The organism is Rhizobium sp. NPDC090275, from assembly GCF_044772225.1.
Lineage (GTDB): Bacteria > Pseudomonadota > Alphaproteobacteria > Rhizobiales > Rhizobiaceae > Rhizobium.
Window position 1 is genome coordinate 329,492 of the sequence record NZ_JBIVYL010000004.1, and the last position, 15,729, is coordinate 345,220.

Here is a 15,729-nt window from a genome sequence, read left to right on the forward strand (position 1 = left end):
CCCTAGCGGCGGCTGGATGAGCTTGCCGCCGAGGCGAGAAGCTGCCGCTACGGATTAAAGGGACGGAAAGAAAATTGATGTAGTTGGGTTCTCTATTGTCCTGAGTTCCAGACCAGACCATCGATGAACGCAACTTGGCAGATACTGCTCGGAAACCTCGCCATCACCGCGCTAGCAATATCGCTGTGGTCGCATGCCTATTATCACACGCGTGCCCTGTCCGAGCGCCGGCGCAACCAGGCGTTCGGTATCGCCATGGGTCTCGGTGCGATCTGCTCGATGATGCTGGCGGTGCCGCTAAATCAAGGCGTTTTCGTCGATCTTCGCTACACGCTGGTGGCGGTGTCGGCTCTGTTTGGCGGGCCATTCTCCGTGCTCTTGACGATCGTTATTGCCTCGGTGTTTCGCCTTTCTGAGGGCGGAGCGGGTGCGGTCGACGGCGTGATCAGCATATGCGTCGTGGGCATGGTCGGGCTCTGCGGCTACCTGGTCGTGAGAAGGCGCAAGGTCAGGCTGGCCGATGCGGCCGTGCTCGGTATCGCGGTATCGGCCACGCTGCTCGTGGTCATGTCGGTGCTGACCTCGCAGGCCAATGCTCGGGCCGTCGAGCTCGTCGGGTTCCCGATCACTGTTCTCAATTTCCTCAGCATCATGATTGCCGCCTTCGTTCTGATCCAGTTCGAAAGAATGGCGCATGACCGCGATATCCTGTCGGCGGCACTGACGCAGACGCCCGATTTTCACTACGTGAAGAACCGCGAGGGCAAGTTCGTCATCGTCAACAAGAACGTTGCCGAGCACCACCACTACCCGTCGCCGGCAGCCATGATCGGCGCGTCGGACTTCCAGCTTGCCACCCAGCGCCGCGCCGAAATGCTCTATGCCGAAGAGCAGGCCCTGATGGAGAGCGGGCAGTCGCAGCTCGACAAGATCGAGTATCTGAGCGAAGGCGGCCGCGATCGTTGCTATTCGACATCGAAGGTGCCGCTACGCGACCGGACCGGCACTGTCATCGGACTTGCGGGCGCGACGCGCGATGTGACCGAGGAACGAAAGATCGAGCAGGAGCTGCGCGAGAGCAAGGATTTGCTGTCGCTCGCCATGGCCGGCATGTCGGATGGTTTCGCCATGTTCGATCGTACAGGCACGCTTGTCTTCAGCAACACCCAATATGCGGCGCTGTTTCCTCTGTCGGGCGACGTCCGCGTGCCCGGAACGAATATTCGCGAGATCCTGAAAAAGGTCGTTGAATCGAACGAGCGGCGGGATTTCCGCCAAGAGATCACCGATGAATGGTTGTCGGAAGCCTCGGCCGCGCTGTTCTTTGACAAGGACGAGCACCTCGAACTCCATGACGGGCGTTGGCTGAGCCTGCGCACACGCGTCGCCGACAATGGCATGGCGCTCGTTGCGGTCTCAGACATCACGACGATGAAGCAGGCCGAATTCGCGCTCAGAACTGTCGCCGAGCAGATGAAGAGCCTCGCCGAGACCGACGCCCTGACCGGGCTTCTCAACCGCCGGGCCTTCGACCACGCGATGTCGGTTGCGGTCGAGCGAAGCCGCCTGGAGCGCCGGCCGATGGCGGTGCTGATGATCGATGTCGACCGCTTCAAGGCCTATAACGATACCTACGGCCATCCCGAGGGTGACGCGTGCCTGAAGGCGATCGCGGACTGCCTGCGCCACACGATGAACCGTCCCCAGGACGTGCTGGCGCGGTTTGGTGGTGAGGAATTCGTGGTTCTGTTGCCCGACACCGACGAGATCAAGGCGCTCTCGTTGGCGGAACAATTCCGCAGCACTTTGCTCACGCGGGCGATCGCTCACACCGGCAGTGAGTACGGCGTGGTGACGGCCAGCATCGGCATTTCGGCCAAGTCCAACTGGAAGCAGCAGATAAGCGCCGCCGAGCTTATTCTCGAGGCCGATCAGGGTCTCTACCAAGCCAAGCGCGACGGTCGTAATCAGGCTGTCGCCTGGAACCCGCCAAGGAGCAGCAGGGCCGCGCGGTAGCTGTTTCCAACGCTATTGCGGCGTTTCCGGCGCACATTTTCAGGCAATCATGCAAAGAAAAAGGCCGGGGCGAAACCGCACCGACCTTCCTCGACCCGTCTCGACAACGACTGCCAGTACCTCCGTGGTCAGCCGTCAGAGACGAATTATGTAAGTTGAGTGTAACGCAACTTCTGGGAAGTTCAAGCGCCATTTATGGGTTCGTTTGCGCGAAGGCTACCTATTTCGGTCAGCCTGAAACGATGGCGGATAGCCGATCGAGGTCCACCAACTTCACTTCCAAAGGGACGGGATCGGTATGGACGGCGCGAAACCATTCGGCTGCTTCGCGCACCCGGTCGCCGTGCGGCTGGGGATAGGCGCCAAGCCGGATGACCCACTCCCTGACCGTTTCACGCTCCATGCGGCCTGCCAGATAGCGTGCGTGAACGGTCTTTGCGGAGGCGACGAGATCGGAAACGCTGTTCAAGAATTGTCCTCAAAATGATGGGTCGGTTCGATGAGGCCAGATGGCATCGAGCTCAGACCTCTTCCTTCTTCTTGACCTTCACCTTCGGCTCCACCGGCGCATCCGGCGTCGGCGCAAGCAGCTTGCGCAGAGATGAGATCTTGTCCTTGACCAGCGGCCGAAAGCGCGTAGCGCGAAACGGCATGTCGGCGGCGCCGTAGCCCTCCGGTCCGTCGTCGTTGCCGCGATGCAGCTCTTCCAGCTTCACGCCGAAGAAGGTGCCGTCGATATAGTGTGTGTATTCGCCGACCCAGCGCAGCGTGTAGATCTCGCCCTTGCGAATACCCTGGTCGATGCTGACATGCTTGAACGTGTCATCGATGCATACGACCTTCTGGCCGACATGAAAGTCGTAGCTCATTTCACCAACCTCAACCTCAACTTCACCCGCCGGCACCGGGAGGTGCGTCGTTCTTCATGAACATATTAGAGCATCCGGCTCAAGCACTGGCCTCTATATAGTTGCATCGATCCCGTCTTACGCCAGGCAGCATCGCTCCCACTCTGTCAGCAACTGCATGATCTCGATCGAATCGGAAAGGTGCGGCGAGGGGCGGGGCGCCTGCTTCAGCCCCTTGCGCAGGCAGTCTTCCACGAGGCGAACCTGATGGCCGAAGGCATCGTGGTCCGACGGAACGACGATGCGCTCAGTCGGCAAGCCGTATTCCTCGATCTCCAGCAGATTGTCGCCGGCAACGGGCAGCCACGGATTGGTCAGGAAGCGGACGGAGGCGCGGTCGCCGCGCACGGTGAAGTCGAACGACATGCCATAGCTGTCCGTCGATTGCAGCGTTGCCAAAACGCCCGAGCCGAAGCGGGCGGTGAGCGCCGCGTCGCATATGTTGCCGTCGTGGCTCGACCGGTTGCCGTGTCCCGAGATCACGCGATCCGCGAAGGCGTCGGCGCCGAAGGCCGTCTGGATGACGTAGTGCATCAGCGAGGTCGGATAGCAGCCGAGATTGTAGAGCGTTCCGCCGCCCGCGGGATTGACGACCCGCCAGATATCCGCGGCATAGGCGCCCGAGATCGAGCGTATGGTGCCGAGACGGCCGGATCGGATGATGTTGCCGAGCTCGGCGATCACGGGATGGCAGAGATACATCAGCCCTTCGAGGAAGAAGATGTCGGCCTGTTCGACAGCCGCGGCGAGCGCATGCGCTTCTTCCATCGTGGCGGTCAGCGATTTCTCCGACAGCACCGGCTTGCCGCGCGCCGCCGCCTTGATGACCGCGTCGTGATGCACGTTGTTGGGCAGGCCAACGTAGATCACGTCGATATCGGGATCGTCGACGATCGAATCGATGCTGTAATGCCTGACGGAGATGCCGTAGCGGTCGGCAAAGGCTGCGAGGCGCTCGGGATCGCGACCGAAGACCGCGCCGATCACCGACCCGTCGCTGCCATTGATGGCGTCGGCCACCGTGTTCGAGATGAAACTCGTTCCGAGAATTCCCCAGCGCAGCATTCCGTGTCGCCTTTCACAAGCATTTCCGCGTGACTGCTCGTTCTATAGCTGGATCGGTCGATCAGTACAGGGGCTTCGTGTTCCGACGGCCATCTTGAGAGCTCCGCGCCAAGCGCCAAGCGCATGGCGCATGGCTGCCTTGCGCAAACTTGCCTACCGTTTAGGCGCGGGGGTGTGTATATACATATCCATCGAAGCGATGCATCCTCCTCCCGCAGAGCTTCGACTTTGCAAGTGCCTCACTCCTCCTCCCAGAGGGACTTGCGCGAACAGTAGCACTCCTCCTCCCAGCTGCTGTTCATTTGTTTTAAAAAGCCTGTCGCACCTCCTCCCGCGACAGGCTTTTTTATTTTCTGCTCTATCCCAAGGCTATCTCAGGACACCGACACAGGCTTCGATCGCAAGCGGCTTGCCGTTGCCGGATCAGCACGCCGGCAAAGCTGCGGCGGCAGGCCTTTCATAATGAGCTCGGCATCGGCGACGGCCATCGTGCCGAGTTCGTAGAAGGCATCGCGCGTGCCGCCGGTGCGGTGTGCAGAGAGCAACAAACCCGGCAAACCGCGCACGGCGTCGTCTGCGGCCACGGGCTCTTCCGGAAAGACGTCGGTCGCGGCGATGATGTGCCCGGATTTCACTGCCTCCAGCATCGCGGGAAAATCGACCACCGCCGCGCGGCTCATCAAGAGCAAGGCGGCGCCCGGCTTCATCAGCCGAAACTCGCGGCGGCCGATGAAGCCCTCGTTCTCGCTGGTCACGCTGGCGAAGACGAAAACCACCTGGCTCTCGCTCAATGTCTCGTCCAGACTGGATGGCACGCAATCCAGGCGCTCGACGATCTCGTTGGGTAGCCAGGGGTCGAACACGCGCACTGTGTTCTTGAACGGGCGGATCAGATCACGCAACTGCCTGCCGAGATCGCCGAAGCCGATGATTCCGACCGGCGCGCCCGCGAAGCGGAAGACGCCGTCGTTCCCGGCCAGCCCGTATTCTTCGGTTCCCGCCCGGAAATCGCGGTCGGCCCGGGTGATGCCGCGGGCAAGGTCGAGCGCCATGCCGAGCGCTGCCTCAGCCACGGGCGATGCGAAGGCCGATGCTGGGGTGATCACCCAGATGCCGCGTTCCACGCAGGCCTGGTAATCGATATTAGGCATGAAATTGGATTCGACGTTGATGATCGCCTTCAGCTTCGGCGCCCGGTCCAACCGCTCCCGCGGCATATCCGTCTGCCCGAAGATCAGCACCGTCTCGGACAGCAATGCATCGACCTGCTCAGCCGGCATCTGCCGATCTTCGGAAATCACCAACTCGCCGAGATTTTCCAGCCGGCGGCGAACATCCGGCTTCATGATCAGATCGAGCGTTCGTGGCAAAGGGTCCACCAAAACAATATTGCGGCTCATCACATCCTCCTCCATTCCCTGAGAGCAAGACTTATCAGCAAATGCCGCTTGGAACAGGGGGCAGTAGGGACCGTCGCCGTAAAACGACGAGAGGCCGCTGCGCGGGCAGCGGCCTCTCGTTTCCATTCTGTCCGGTGCCCGACAGCTCAGTCAGACGATGTCGTGCAAGTCACGCAAACGGTTCTGTCGGGCTCTTGCCCGGCTGCGTGAACCATGCCGCGCCGGTCTCGGTCATGTGGATGTGATCTTCGAGGCGGATCCCGTAACGGCCGGGGAAAACGATCATCGGTTCGTTCGAGAAGCACATGCCGGGTTCAAGCGCCGTCTTGTTGCCGCGCACGATATAGGGCTCCTCGTGGATTTCCAGGCCGAGACCGTGGCCGGCCCTGTGCGGCAGGCCGGGCAGCGCGTAATCAGGCCCAAGGCCATGACGAACCATGACCGCGCGGGCCGCGTCATCCAGGCCGGAGCAGGCGGCGCCGAGCTTGGCGGCGTCGAAAACGGCCTGCTGCGCCTCGCGCTCGATCGCCCAGGCGCGCGCGAAGTCCGCATTCGGCTCGTCCAGAACATAGGTGCGCGTCAGATCGGAATGATAGCCGTCGATACGGCATCCGGTGTCGACCAGAATGACATCGCCGGCCGCATAGGTCTGCTCGCCGTCGGCGCCATGCGGCAGTGAGGTCGCTTCGCCAAAGGAGACGATGCAGAAGCTCGATCCGCCCGCAGCACCGAGCGCGCGGTGCTGTTCGTCGATATAGCGCACGACATCCGACGCCAGGACGCCAGGTTTGATAAAGGCGTGCGCGCGGCGGTGGACTTCCAGCGTCAGGTTCATCGCGTATTGGATGATGCCTATTTCGGCTGCGGACTTGCGCAGACGGATATCGCGGATCAGACGGGCGCCATCGACAAGGCGCTCCGCGCCGAGCGCCTTGGCAAGCGCGTGGTAGACGAACAGCGGCAAGGAGTCGTCGAGCGCCACGCGGCCTTTCGCCGAAAGCAGGCCGGCTACGGTCTCGGCGCTGTTTTCATCCTCCTCCCAGGTCACGATCGCGCCGTCGAGTTTCGGCAGACTGTCGACGCGACTGCGCTCGAAACCCGGCACGATGTAGAAGAGGTCAGCCTGGGTGATCAGCGCGCCGACCAGCCGCTCGCTCTGGTGCCAGACAAGGCCGGTGAAATAGCGCAGGCTCTCCGTCGAGCCGAGGAGCACGGCGTCCACGCTGGCGGCACCCATGCGGCTGCGCAGCGTCGAAAGCCGCTCGCGGCGTTCGGTTTCGGAAATCGGGGCGGGGCGGGGTGTGGCCGACATGGCTATTCCTCTTGATATGGATGCGCTGTTTGTCGGCGTGTACGAGTCGCCTTTTCAGCAATCAAGTCGCGGCTTGATCGCGCGCAGCTAGTCCTGCTCCGGCCGTCAAGTCAACCGGCAGTGGGCTTTCGATGTCAGTTGTTACGGCTGGCGCGTTGCTAGAAGCTCGACCTTGCGCACGAGGTCGGCGACTGAGCGAACCTCCATCTTGCGCATCACATTGCCGCGATGGAGCTTGACGGTGATCTCGCTGATCCCGAGATCATAGGCGATCTGCTTGTTCATCAGCCCCTTGCTGACCGCCATCATCACCTCACGCTCGCGCGGGGTCAGCGTCTCGGCCAAGGTAACGACGGCATCGCCCTCGGCGCTGTCTCGGCGTTGCACCGCGTCGCGCTCGATCGCCGTGGAGACGGCATCGAGCAGGTCCTGGTCGCGAAACGGCTTGACGAGAAAATCCACCGCGCCGGCCTTCATCGCCCGCACGCTCATCGGAATATCGCCAAAACCGGTCATGAAGACGATCGGCAGCTTGCTTCCCATGCGCTCCAGCTGCCCCTGAAAATCGAGGCCGCTCAGCCCCGGGAGACGAACGTCGAGCAAGATGCATCCCGGCCGCTTCAAGTCTGCGCCGGCAAGAAGCGCTGCGGGACTGTCGAAAGCGGACACATCGATCCGGACCGATTGAAAGAGATCGACAAGCGCCTCGCGAACGGAAATGTCGTCGTCGACGATCAACACCATGGGGGATGCCGGCTGCACCACGGTCGCTCGTCGCATGTCACTCACGGTATGTCTCCAGAGCTGGGTCATTTCGCGGAGCCTCCCTCATCCTGTCGCTTCGAATGCGGGCGTGCTCGTCCCTGCACGTTGTGCCCGCATCCTCAAACCGAAGCAACCATAGCCAGACATGAAGGTCGGCCACACTATACTTAGGTTTGGGGTCTTTGTGGCCGTCAGGCTCGCGATTGACGTCGCATCAGAACGTCGGCGGCGTGCAGGCGCTGATCACCTCGCATGGGACCGGTCCGACGCAGCGAAAGCGATGCGGGCGCCGGCTCTCGAAATAATAGGCGTCGCCAGGGCCCAGAATGCGGCGCTCGTCCTCGACCGTCACTTCCATGCGGCCCGAAAGCACGATGCCGCCTTCTTCGCCCTCATGCACAAGCATTACCTTTCCTGTGTCGGCGCCGGGTTGGTAGCATTCCTTTAGGATCTGTAGCTGTCGACCGAACAGGCTCTCGCCGATCTGCCGATAGGAAATTGGTCCCTTGCCGATCTCGACCAGCTCCTCGGCAGCGTAAAACGCCTTGCGCGATTTCTGCGGTTCGAAGGCAAAGAACTCGGCCAGACCGATCGGGATTCCATCGAGAATGCGCTTCAAGGCACCCACCGATGGGTTGGATGAATTGGATTCGATCAGCGAAATCGTGGAGTTGGTAACGCCCGCCCGCTTCGCCAGTTCGCGTTGCGAAAGATTGTGAAGCATGCGCAAATGGCGCAGGCGTTGACCGATATCGACGGACATGGCGTTTCCAAGGTTTCGAGTGTTCGAAATATAACAACATTCGATTTGGGAAGCCATGATTTTCAATGGGTTGAAAACAGCCAGAAAAGGGCTTGTTCGAGAATCTGAATTGGCCGATCACTTCATCATCACCATTCCGGAGAGACCTCATGGACCAGATCAGCAAAGCAAACAGCCCGTCGCTCGATAACTTCTGGATGCCGTTCACGGCCAACCGCCAGTTCAAGGCGGCCCCGCGTCTGCTCGCTTCCGCCGAAGGCATGTATTACACCGATGTCGACGGCAACAAGGTTCTGGATGGTACCGCCGGTCTGTGGTGCGTGAATGCTGGCCACGGCCGCAAGCGGATCGCCGAGGCTGTCGAGCGTCAGCTGATGACCATGGACTTTGCTCCGACCTTCCAGATGGGCCATCAGATTGCATTTGATTTCGCCGAGCGCCTAGCCAAGATCGCCCCCGGTGGCCCGAGCGCGCAGCTTGATCGCGTGTTCTTCACAGGTTCCGGTTCCGAATCCGTTGATACGGCGCTGAAGATCGCCATCGCCTATCAGCGCGCCATCGGCCAGGGCACCCGCACCCGCATCATCGGCCGCGAAAAAGGCTATCACGGCGTCGGCTTCGGCGGCATCTCCGTCGGCGGCCTCGTCAACAACCGCCGCGTCTTCCCGCAGATTCCTGCCGATCACATGCGCCATACGCTCGACGTCGAACGCAATGCGTTCAGCAAGGGCCTGCCGGCCCATGGCATCGAGCTTGCCGAAGATCTGGAACGCCTGGTCGCCCTGCATGGCGCCGAAACCATCGCGGCTGTCATCGTCGAGCCGATGTCCGGTTCCGCCGGCGTTATCCTGCCGCCGAAGGGCTATCTTGAGCGCCTGCGCGCGATCGCCGACAAATACGGCATCCTGCTGATCTTCGACGAAGTCATCACCGGCTTTGGCCGTCTCGGCACCCCATTCGCCACCGATTACTTCGGCGTCGTGCCCGATCTCGTCACCACGGCGAAGGGCTTGACCAACGGCGCGATCCCGATGGGCGCGGTGTTTGCAAGCCGTAAGGTCTATGACGCGATGATGACCGGCCCTGAGAACGCTATAGAGCTCTTCCACGGCTACACCTATTCCGGCCACCCGGTTGCCAGCGCTGCCGGCATCGCCACGCTCGAGATTTACGCCGAAGAAGGCCTGCTGACGCGCGGTGCTGGTCTCACGGAAACCTGGCAGGAAGCGCTTCATTCGCTGAAGGGCCTGCCGAATGTCGTCGACATCCGCAACCTCGGCTTGGTCGGCGCCATCGAGCTCTCGTCGCGTGAAGGTGCGATCGGCGCCCGCGCCTACGACGTCTTCGTCGATTGCTTCAAGAAGGGTCTGCTGATCCGCGTCACCGGTGACACCATCGCGCTTTCGCCGCCGTTGATCATCGAAAAGGATCAGATCGAGACCATCGTCTCGATTATCGGCGACGCGCTGAAGCGCGCAGCCTGATCAATTCGTTTCGGGCCTCGTTTTGACGAGGCCCGAAACACGCATCGAGCCTACTGCGCGGTCGCGCCGGTGACCGTCACCGGGACGCCCTTGTAAGCGGGCGTGCCCGAAGTGCGGTCGTAGGCGGAGAGCGCGATCAGCGCGTTCATCTCAGGGTAATAGCCGGCGATCGATCCGCGCGGAATATTGTACTCGATCGCGGTCAGGCCGCGCGCGCTGCGCGACTTTCCATCCGCCGACGGCAGGGAGACGACATTGATGATGTCGCCATCCGCCAATCCGCGTTTCGCGAGATCGTCCTTGTTCATGAAGATCACGTCGCGGCGGCCGAAAACACCGCGATAGCGATCGTCCATGCCGTAGATCGTGGTGTTGTACTGGTCGTGGCTGCGCAGCGTCGTCAGTACGAGTGCGTCGGGGTTCTTCACCAGCGGGTCCTCATGCAGGCCACGGCCGATGAGGAAATTCGCCTTGCCGCTTTCCGTCTTCCAGCGACGCTCCGAGGCCGGCACGTCCAGCCGGAAGCCGCCGCGAACCCGCACACGCTTGTTGAAGTCGAAGAAATCGGGAAAGACGATTTCGATCTTGTCGCGGATCCTGTCGTAATCGGCGACCATGCCATCCCAATCGATCCCATAGCGATCCCCAAGCGTCGCCTTGGCGATACCGGCAACGATGGCCGGTTCGGATTTCAGCATATCGCTCGGCGGATTCAGGAAGCCGCGCGACGCATGGACCATCGACATGGAATCCTCGACGGTCACCGATTGCGGACCAGTCGCCTGGGTGTCGAGGTCGGTGCGGCCGAGGCATGGCAGAACGATCGAGGTCTTGGCGATCAGCAGATGCGAGCGGTTGAGCTTGGTGGTGATGTGCACCGCGAGATCCAGCTTGCGCATCGCCTCGAAGGTGAAATCGGTGTCGGACATGGCGACCGCGAGATTGCCGCCGAGGCAGATCAGCGCCTTGGACTTACCCTCCATGATCGCTTCGACGGATTCGATCGCATTGTGCCCCTTCATGTCGGTCGGGCGGAAGCCGAAGGCCCGCTCCATGCCGTCGATCAGCGCCTTGTTGGGGATTTCGGTGATGCCGACCGTCCTGTCGCCCTGGACGTTGGAATGGCCGCGCAGCGGGCAGATGCCGGCGCCGGGGCGGCCGATATTGCCGCGCAGCATCAAGAGATTGGCGAGCTGCTGCACATTGCCCGTGCCGTTGCTGTGCTGGGTGATGCCCATGCCGTAGCAAAGGATGACGCTCTTGGCCTTAACATAGACATCGGCAGCACTCTTCAGCGCCTCCTTGGTCAGGCCGGAGACAGTGACGATGCTGTCCCAGCTGGTGTTGTCGATATCCTCGCGCAGAGCCTCAAGGCCAGTCGTATGCTCGGCGATGAAGGCGCGGTCGAGCACGCCTGCACCTCCGGCGGCGAGATCGGCGTCATCGATCTCGAATACCCACTTCATCAGCCCCTTGAGCGCTGCGAGGTCTCCGCCGGTGCGGACCTGATGATAGGCCGAAGCAATCCGTGTCGACGACAGCGTCGCCATTTCGACCGGGTCCTGCGGCGAGGCGAATTTCTCGAGCGCGCGCTCCTTCAGCGGATTGAAGACGATGATCGGTACGCCGCGCCGCGACGCCTCGTGCAGCGTCGCCATCATGCGCGGATGGTTGGTGCCCGGATTGTGGCCGAAGCTGAAGATCGCATCCGTGTGGTCGAAATCCTCGAGGAGAACCGTGCCCTTGCCGACGCCGATCGACTTCGGCAGGCCGACGCTGGTCGCCTCGTGGCACATGTTCGAGCAGTCGGGAAAATTGTTGGTGCCGTAGGCGCGCACCAGAAGCTGATAGAGAAAGGCGGCCTCGTTGGACGCGCGCCCGGAGGTATAGAACTCCGCGTGATGCGGATCTTCGAGCCGATTGAGCCCGGCGCCGATGCGCGCGAAGGCATCGTCCCATTCGATCACCTCGTAGCGATCGGTCTTGGCGTTGTAGATCATCGGATGCGTCAGGCGGCCCTCGTCTTCGAGACTGTGATCCGTCCATTCCCACAATTCAGACACCGTATGCCGGGCGAAAAAGCCCGGATCGACGCGCTTGGCCGTCGATTCCCAGGTAATGGCCTTGGCGCCGTTTTCGCAGAACTCGAAGGACGACGTGTGCTTGGGATCCGGCCATGCGCAACCGGGGCAGTCGAAGCCCTCGGGCTTATTGGCCTTCAGAAGCGTCGCAGACCCCTGGGCGACCACCTGTTGGTGGGCAAGCGTCTTGGCGACAGCGCGCAGAGCGCCCCATCCTCCGGCCGGTGCGTCATACTTCTCAATTCCCTCGGGCCGCTTCTTCGCCATGGTCCTGCTTCTCCACGCTCTTTCCAGTCAGCTTAGCACCAGTCGGTGCTGCGCTGCACTATACCCAAGCATAGGACGTTGCCACAGCTCTATAAGCGCTGCCTGACGCCGCCAGATGCGCCGAGCGGTTTGCCGCAGATATGCGAATGCCATACGAAAACGGCTAGAGCCCATCGGTTCCGGCGGAGCGAAGACGAGGTGGTGGATGCTGTGCAATCACATGAAAACGGATTGGCACGGGACCGCGCCAATCCGCTATGGAGAGCTTGAGCTGTTGGCTGGCTGCGATTAGCCGACCAGTTCGCCGACGCGGCTCGAAATGCGTCGCGAGACGGCCTTGAACGGATCACGCATCGGTACGATGGGCGAAACGCCAAGCATCAGCAGAGCTTTCAGATGCTGCCGTCCGCTTTCTTCGCCGACCACAGGCGCGTAAGGCGCCATGCTGGGCCGGCGCTCGACCGGATAGAGCTTCTCGAGTTCGACAAAATTGTCGAAGCTCTCGTAGTGACTGCCGCGCAGCTGGAACGTCTCGACCGGCGTGCCATCGGCAATCACCACGTCGTGGCTGTCGAGCAGGACGTTGTAGTATTCGATCGTTTCGCTGTCATCGCGCAAGGCCGATACGATCGAGCTGCCGTTGACCAGATCCTTCGCGCGGACGAGAGCACCATCGACGTAAAGGGCGTGGCCAGCCGAAATGTAGAGATCTTGGCTCGGCATGCCGTCATCCAGCGCACCCTTCGAGATGCGCACCGGCATGACGGATGGATGCCAGGATGCGACGCTCTTGCGGAATGTCTGACGGCCGATCCAGCGGATAGGCTTTGCTTCGCCCGAGATCGTTTCGACAAGATCTCCGAGGCGCAGATCCTCGATCGCGACTTCGCCAGTCGGTGTCGCGATCAGTGTTCCACGCAGCAGGCACTTCGCTCCGCCGTCGCCGCCACCCGAGTGTCCGCCACCGGAATGGCCACCGCCACCGCCGCCGCCATCGTGACCACCGCCGCCACCGCCATGTCCGCCGCCGCGACCGCCGCCCCAATTACGTCCCATTGCTTTCGCGGGCGAAGAGGCGATTGCCATGGTCGCAACAGCGATTCCGGCAACTCTTGCGCTGGTAGCCGCAGCAACACCGAGAAAATGCCGGCGTGCACGGTTAGAGGGTGTTTCTTCCGGGTCCATCGATGACATAATGCTCTCCGTCTTTTGGGTTACACCTATCTATTTCTGATTGCTGTTAACCATCCTACACCAACTTCATCCGCGATAAACTCAGCCGAATAGGTTCAAAGCTACTCAAATAGCGGTAGGTAACATAGCGTGCGGAAAGTCACGCGAATGTCTCGAGATGGACAACTTATAAGAGATATTTTGCTGGCCGCCGTTCCGGCCGCTAGGCGCTCTTCTGCCTCGATTGATTGTGTTTCGGGATTGCCGCCACATCGGGAACGTCTTGAGCGCAAGGCATGACGCCGCGCCGCTGCCTCGCCGTTCCCATGTCCAGAGTGTCGGTCAGCCGGCCTTGGCGATCGCGGGTGTGGAAGACGCCAGGCTGCCCGCGATGGCGTCCGCGACCTCGCCGAGTTCGGCGTCGGTCATCTGCACGAACAGCGGCAGAATGACCGTCCGGTTCTGAGCGTTGACGCTGTTCTGCAGATCGCCCGAGACCCGGTGCGAAGTCTCTGCCGCGTAGGCTGGCTCGAGATGGCTGTTCATGATTCCACGTCGCGTCGAAATGCCCTGATCGAGCAGCCCCTGCATGAACTCCTGCTGGTCAAGATGATCAGGCAGTGTCATGCAATAGCTCTGCCAGTTGCTCCGTGCCCAATCCGGCTCGAAGGGAGCGCGCATACCGTCCAGCTTTTCGAGCGCCTGCGTGTAGCCGGCCGCCAACGCACGCCGCTTGGCGACGATGTCAGGCAGCCGTTTCAGCTGCTCTCGGCCGACCGCGGCCTGCATGTCCGTCATCCGGTAGTTGAAACCCACTTCCGGGTAGCTTTCGTAGATCACCTGTTTGGAACCGTGGCGCACGCTGTCGGTGACGCTCATGCTGTGCTGGCGCCAGAGGCGGAACTTGCGGTCATACTCCGGGTTCGCGGTCGTCAGCATGCCGCCGTCGCCCGTGGTCACCACCTTGCGCGGGTGGAAGGAGAAGCAGGCGATATCGCCATGCGGTTTGCCGATCTTCTCCCAGCGTCCCTTCCAGAGGATCTCGCTGCCGGTTGCGCAGGCCGCATCCTCGATCACGGGGATCGAATGCCGCTCGGCGATCTCGACGATGCGGCTCAGATCACACGGCATCCCTAGCTGATGCACACAGATTAGCGCCTTGGTGCGCGGCGTAATCGCCGCCTCGATCAGCTCGGGGTCGATATTGAACCCATCGGCCTCGATATCGACGAAGACGGGCGTCGCGTTGCAATAGCGGATCGCGTTGGCGGTCGCGATGAAGGAATGGCTGACGGTGATGACCTCATCGCCGGCTTCGACGCCGACCGCGAGCAGGGCAAGGTGGAGCGCCGTGGTGCAGTTCGAAACCGCGCAGGCATGCGAGGCGCCGACGAAATCGGCGAACTCGCGTTCGAAGGCCGCGACTTCCGGGCCCTGCGTGACCCAGCCCGACAGGATGACGCGGCGGACCGCCTCTACTTCCTGCTCATCGAGAACCGGTTTTGCGACGGGAATTTGGCTCATGCCGCTTCTCCGGTGCTCAGCATCTTCTCATTCCGCCACCAGGCGACAAGATCGCGCAGGCCTTCTTCCATGCTGATTTCGGACTTGAAGCCGAGCATGCTCTCGGCCTTGGCCGTCGAGGCAAGACGGCGGGGAACGGCGTTGACCTTGCGCGCCGGCCCATATTGCACGTCCATCGACGCGCCCATGACCTTCATCAGCAGCTCCGCGAGATCGCGCAGGCTGGTCTCTTCGCCGCTGGCGACGTTGAACACTTCGTCCGTCACGTCGGACTTCGCAGAAAGCATGTTGACGCGGGCGATATCGTGGACATGGACGAAATCCATCGTGGACAGGCCGTCGCCGTGGATGATGGGCGGCAGACCGCTGGCGATGCGCTCCATCCAGCGGATCAGCACCTCAGTATAGACGCCGTGCACATCCATGCGCGGTCCGTAGACGTTGAAGTAGCGAAGCGCGACGTAGCGCAGGCCGTACATATCCGCAAAGCTTCTGAGCAGCCCTTCGTTGAAGGCCTTGGCGGCGCCGTAGATCGTGCGGTTATTGTAGGGGTGGTGGTCCTCGGTGGTCGGGAAGCTCTCGGCAAGGCCGAGCACCGAGGCGGACGATGCCGCGACGACCTTGGAAACCTTTGCTTCAACGGCCGCCTCGAGCACATCGAACGTGCCGCCGGCCAGAACGTCGAAGGCCAGACGCGGCTCTTCGGCGCATTGGGTGATGCGGATGGCCGCCTGGTGGAATACGGTGTCGATACCGGCGAATGTTTCCTTGAGCAGCTTGCGGTCGCGGATGTCACCCTCGATGATCGTGACAGGTGCTGCCTTGATCGCCTCGGCCAGATTTTCCCGGCGGCCACGCCCGAAGTTGTCGATGATGACAATCTCGCGGGGCTCTTCCAGCGCAACGAGGTCCGCGATATGCGAGCCGATGAGGCCCGCGCCGCCGGTGATCAGAATTCGCTGGTTCTTCAT

At 61.7% G+C, this 15,729-nt stretch carries 13 protein-coding genes; 2 read left to right on the forward strand and 11 right to left on the reverse strand.

Going from position 1 to position 15,729, the window contains the following annotated elements:
- Window positions 1-123: 123 nt before the first annotated feature.
- Window positions 124-2,016 carry a diguanylate cyclase gene (locus ACIQUB_RS12720; protein ID WP_402929917.1) on the forward strand — a complete coding sequence of 631 codons (1,893 nt, stop codon included), beginning with the start codon at window positions 124-126 and terminating at the stop codon, window positions 2,014-2,016.
- Window positions 2,017-2,245: 229 nt separating this feature from the next.
- Here the strand turns inward: ACIQUB_RS12720 and ACIQUB_RS12725 are convergent, their stop codons facing one another.
- The 7 genes from ACIQUB_RS12725 to ACIQUB_RS12755 all read right to left on the reverse strand — a co-directional run bounded on the left by ACIQUB_RS12725 (window position 2,246) and on the right by ACIQUB_RS12755 (window position 8,229).
- Complete coding sequence (locus tag ACIQUB_RS12725) at window positions 2,246-2,485, reverse strand: hypothetical protein (RefSeq protein ID WP_402929919.1); 240 nt, start codon at window positions 2,483-2,485, stop codon at window positions 2,246-2,248.
- 52 nt (window positions 2,486-2,537) lie between these two features.
- Window positions 2,538-2,885 (reverse strand): CAP-Gly domain protein, encoded by a 348-nt coding sequence (locus ACIQUB_RS12730; RefSeq protein ID WP_112436629.1) that lies wholly within the window; start codon window positions 2,883-2,885, stop codon window positions 2,538-2,540.
- A 117-nt stretch (window positions 2,886-3,002) separates the two neighbouring features.
- On the reverse strand, window positions 3,003-3,989 hold the full coding sequence (locus tag ACIQUB_RS12735; RefSeq protein ID WP_402929922.1) for a Gfo/Idh/MocA family protein: 987 nt from the start codon (window positions 3,987-3,989) through the stop codon (window positions 3,003-3,005).
- A 374-nt stretch (window positions 3,990-4,363) separates the two neighbouring features.
- Entirely contained in the window at window positions 4,364-5,389 is a 1,026-nt protein-coding gene (locus ACIQUB_RS12740; protein WP_402929924.1) for a hydroxyacid dehydrogenase, read from the reverse strand.
- 169 nt (window positions 5,390-5,558) lie between these two features.
- Entirely contained in the window at window positions 5,559-6,701 is a 1,143-nt protein-coding gene (locus tag ACIQUB_RS12745) for a M24 family metallopeptidase (RefSeq protein ID WP_402929926.1), read from the reverse strand.
- Between the two features lie 141 nt (window positions 6,702-6,842).
- Window positions 6,843-7,490: a response regulator transcription factor gene (locus tag ACIQUB_RS12750; RefSeq protein ID WP_402929928.1), complete on the reverse strand. Its 648-nt coding sequence runs from the start codon at window positions 7,488-7,490 to the stop codon at window positions 6,843-6,845.
- Window positions 7,491-7,680: 190 nt separating this feature from the next.
- Entirely contained in the window at window positions 7,681-8,229 is a 549-nt protein-coding gene (locus tag ACIQUB_RS12755) for a cupin domain-containing protein (RefSeq protein ID WP_047504707.1), read from the reverse strand.
- A 149-nt stretch (window positions 8,230-8,378) separates the two neighbouring features.
- Between ACIQUB_RS12755 and ACIQUB_RS12760 the strand changes: the two genes are divergently transcribed.
- Complete coding sequence (locus ACIQUB_RS12760) at window positions 8,379-9,713, forward strand: aspartate aminotransferase family protein (RefSeq protein WP_402929929.1); 1,335 nt, start codon at window positions 8,379-8,381, stop codon at window positions 9,711-9,713.
- 50 nt (window positions 9,714-9,763) lie between these two features.
- Here ACIQUB_RS12760 and ACIQUB_RS12765 read toward each other — a convergent pair whose 3' ends face one another.
- The 4 genes from ACIQUB_RS12765 to ACIQUB_RS12780 all read right to left on the reverse strand — a co-directional run bounded on the left by ACIQUB_RS12765 (window position 9,764) and on the right by ACIQUB_RS12780 (window position 15,729).
- Window positions 9,764-12,061: an FdhF/YdeP family oxidoreductase gene (locus ACIQUB_RS12765; protein ID WP_402929931.1), complete on the reverse strand. Its 2,298-nt coding sequence runs from the start codon at window positions 12,059-12,061 to the stop codon at window positions 9,764-9,766.
- A gap of 288 nt (window positions 12,062-12,349) precedes the next feature.
- Window positions 12,350-13,255, reverse strand: coding sequence for a Hint domain-containing protein (locus tag ACIQUB_RS12770; RefSeq protein WP_402929933.1), 906 nt, complete (start codon window positions 13,253-13,255; stop codon window positions 12,350-12,352).
- Between the two features lie 321 nt (window positions 13,256-13,576).
- Window positions 13,577-14,758, reverse strand: coding sequence for a DegT/DnrJ/EryC1/StrS family aminotransferase (locus tag ACIQUB_RS12775; protein ID WP_402929935.1), 1,182 nt, complete (start codon window positions 14,756-14,758; stop codon window positions 13,577-13,579).
- A complete protein-coding gene (locus tag ACIQUB_RS12780; protein WP_402929937.1) occupies window positions 14,755-15,729 on the reverse strand; it encodes an NAD-dependent epimerase/dehydratase family protein in 975 nt (324 codons plus the stop codon). Before ACIQUB_RS12780 ends, ACIQUB_RS12775 begins: the two co-directional genes overlap by 4 nt.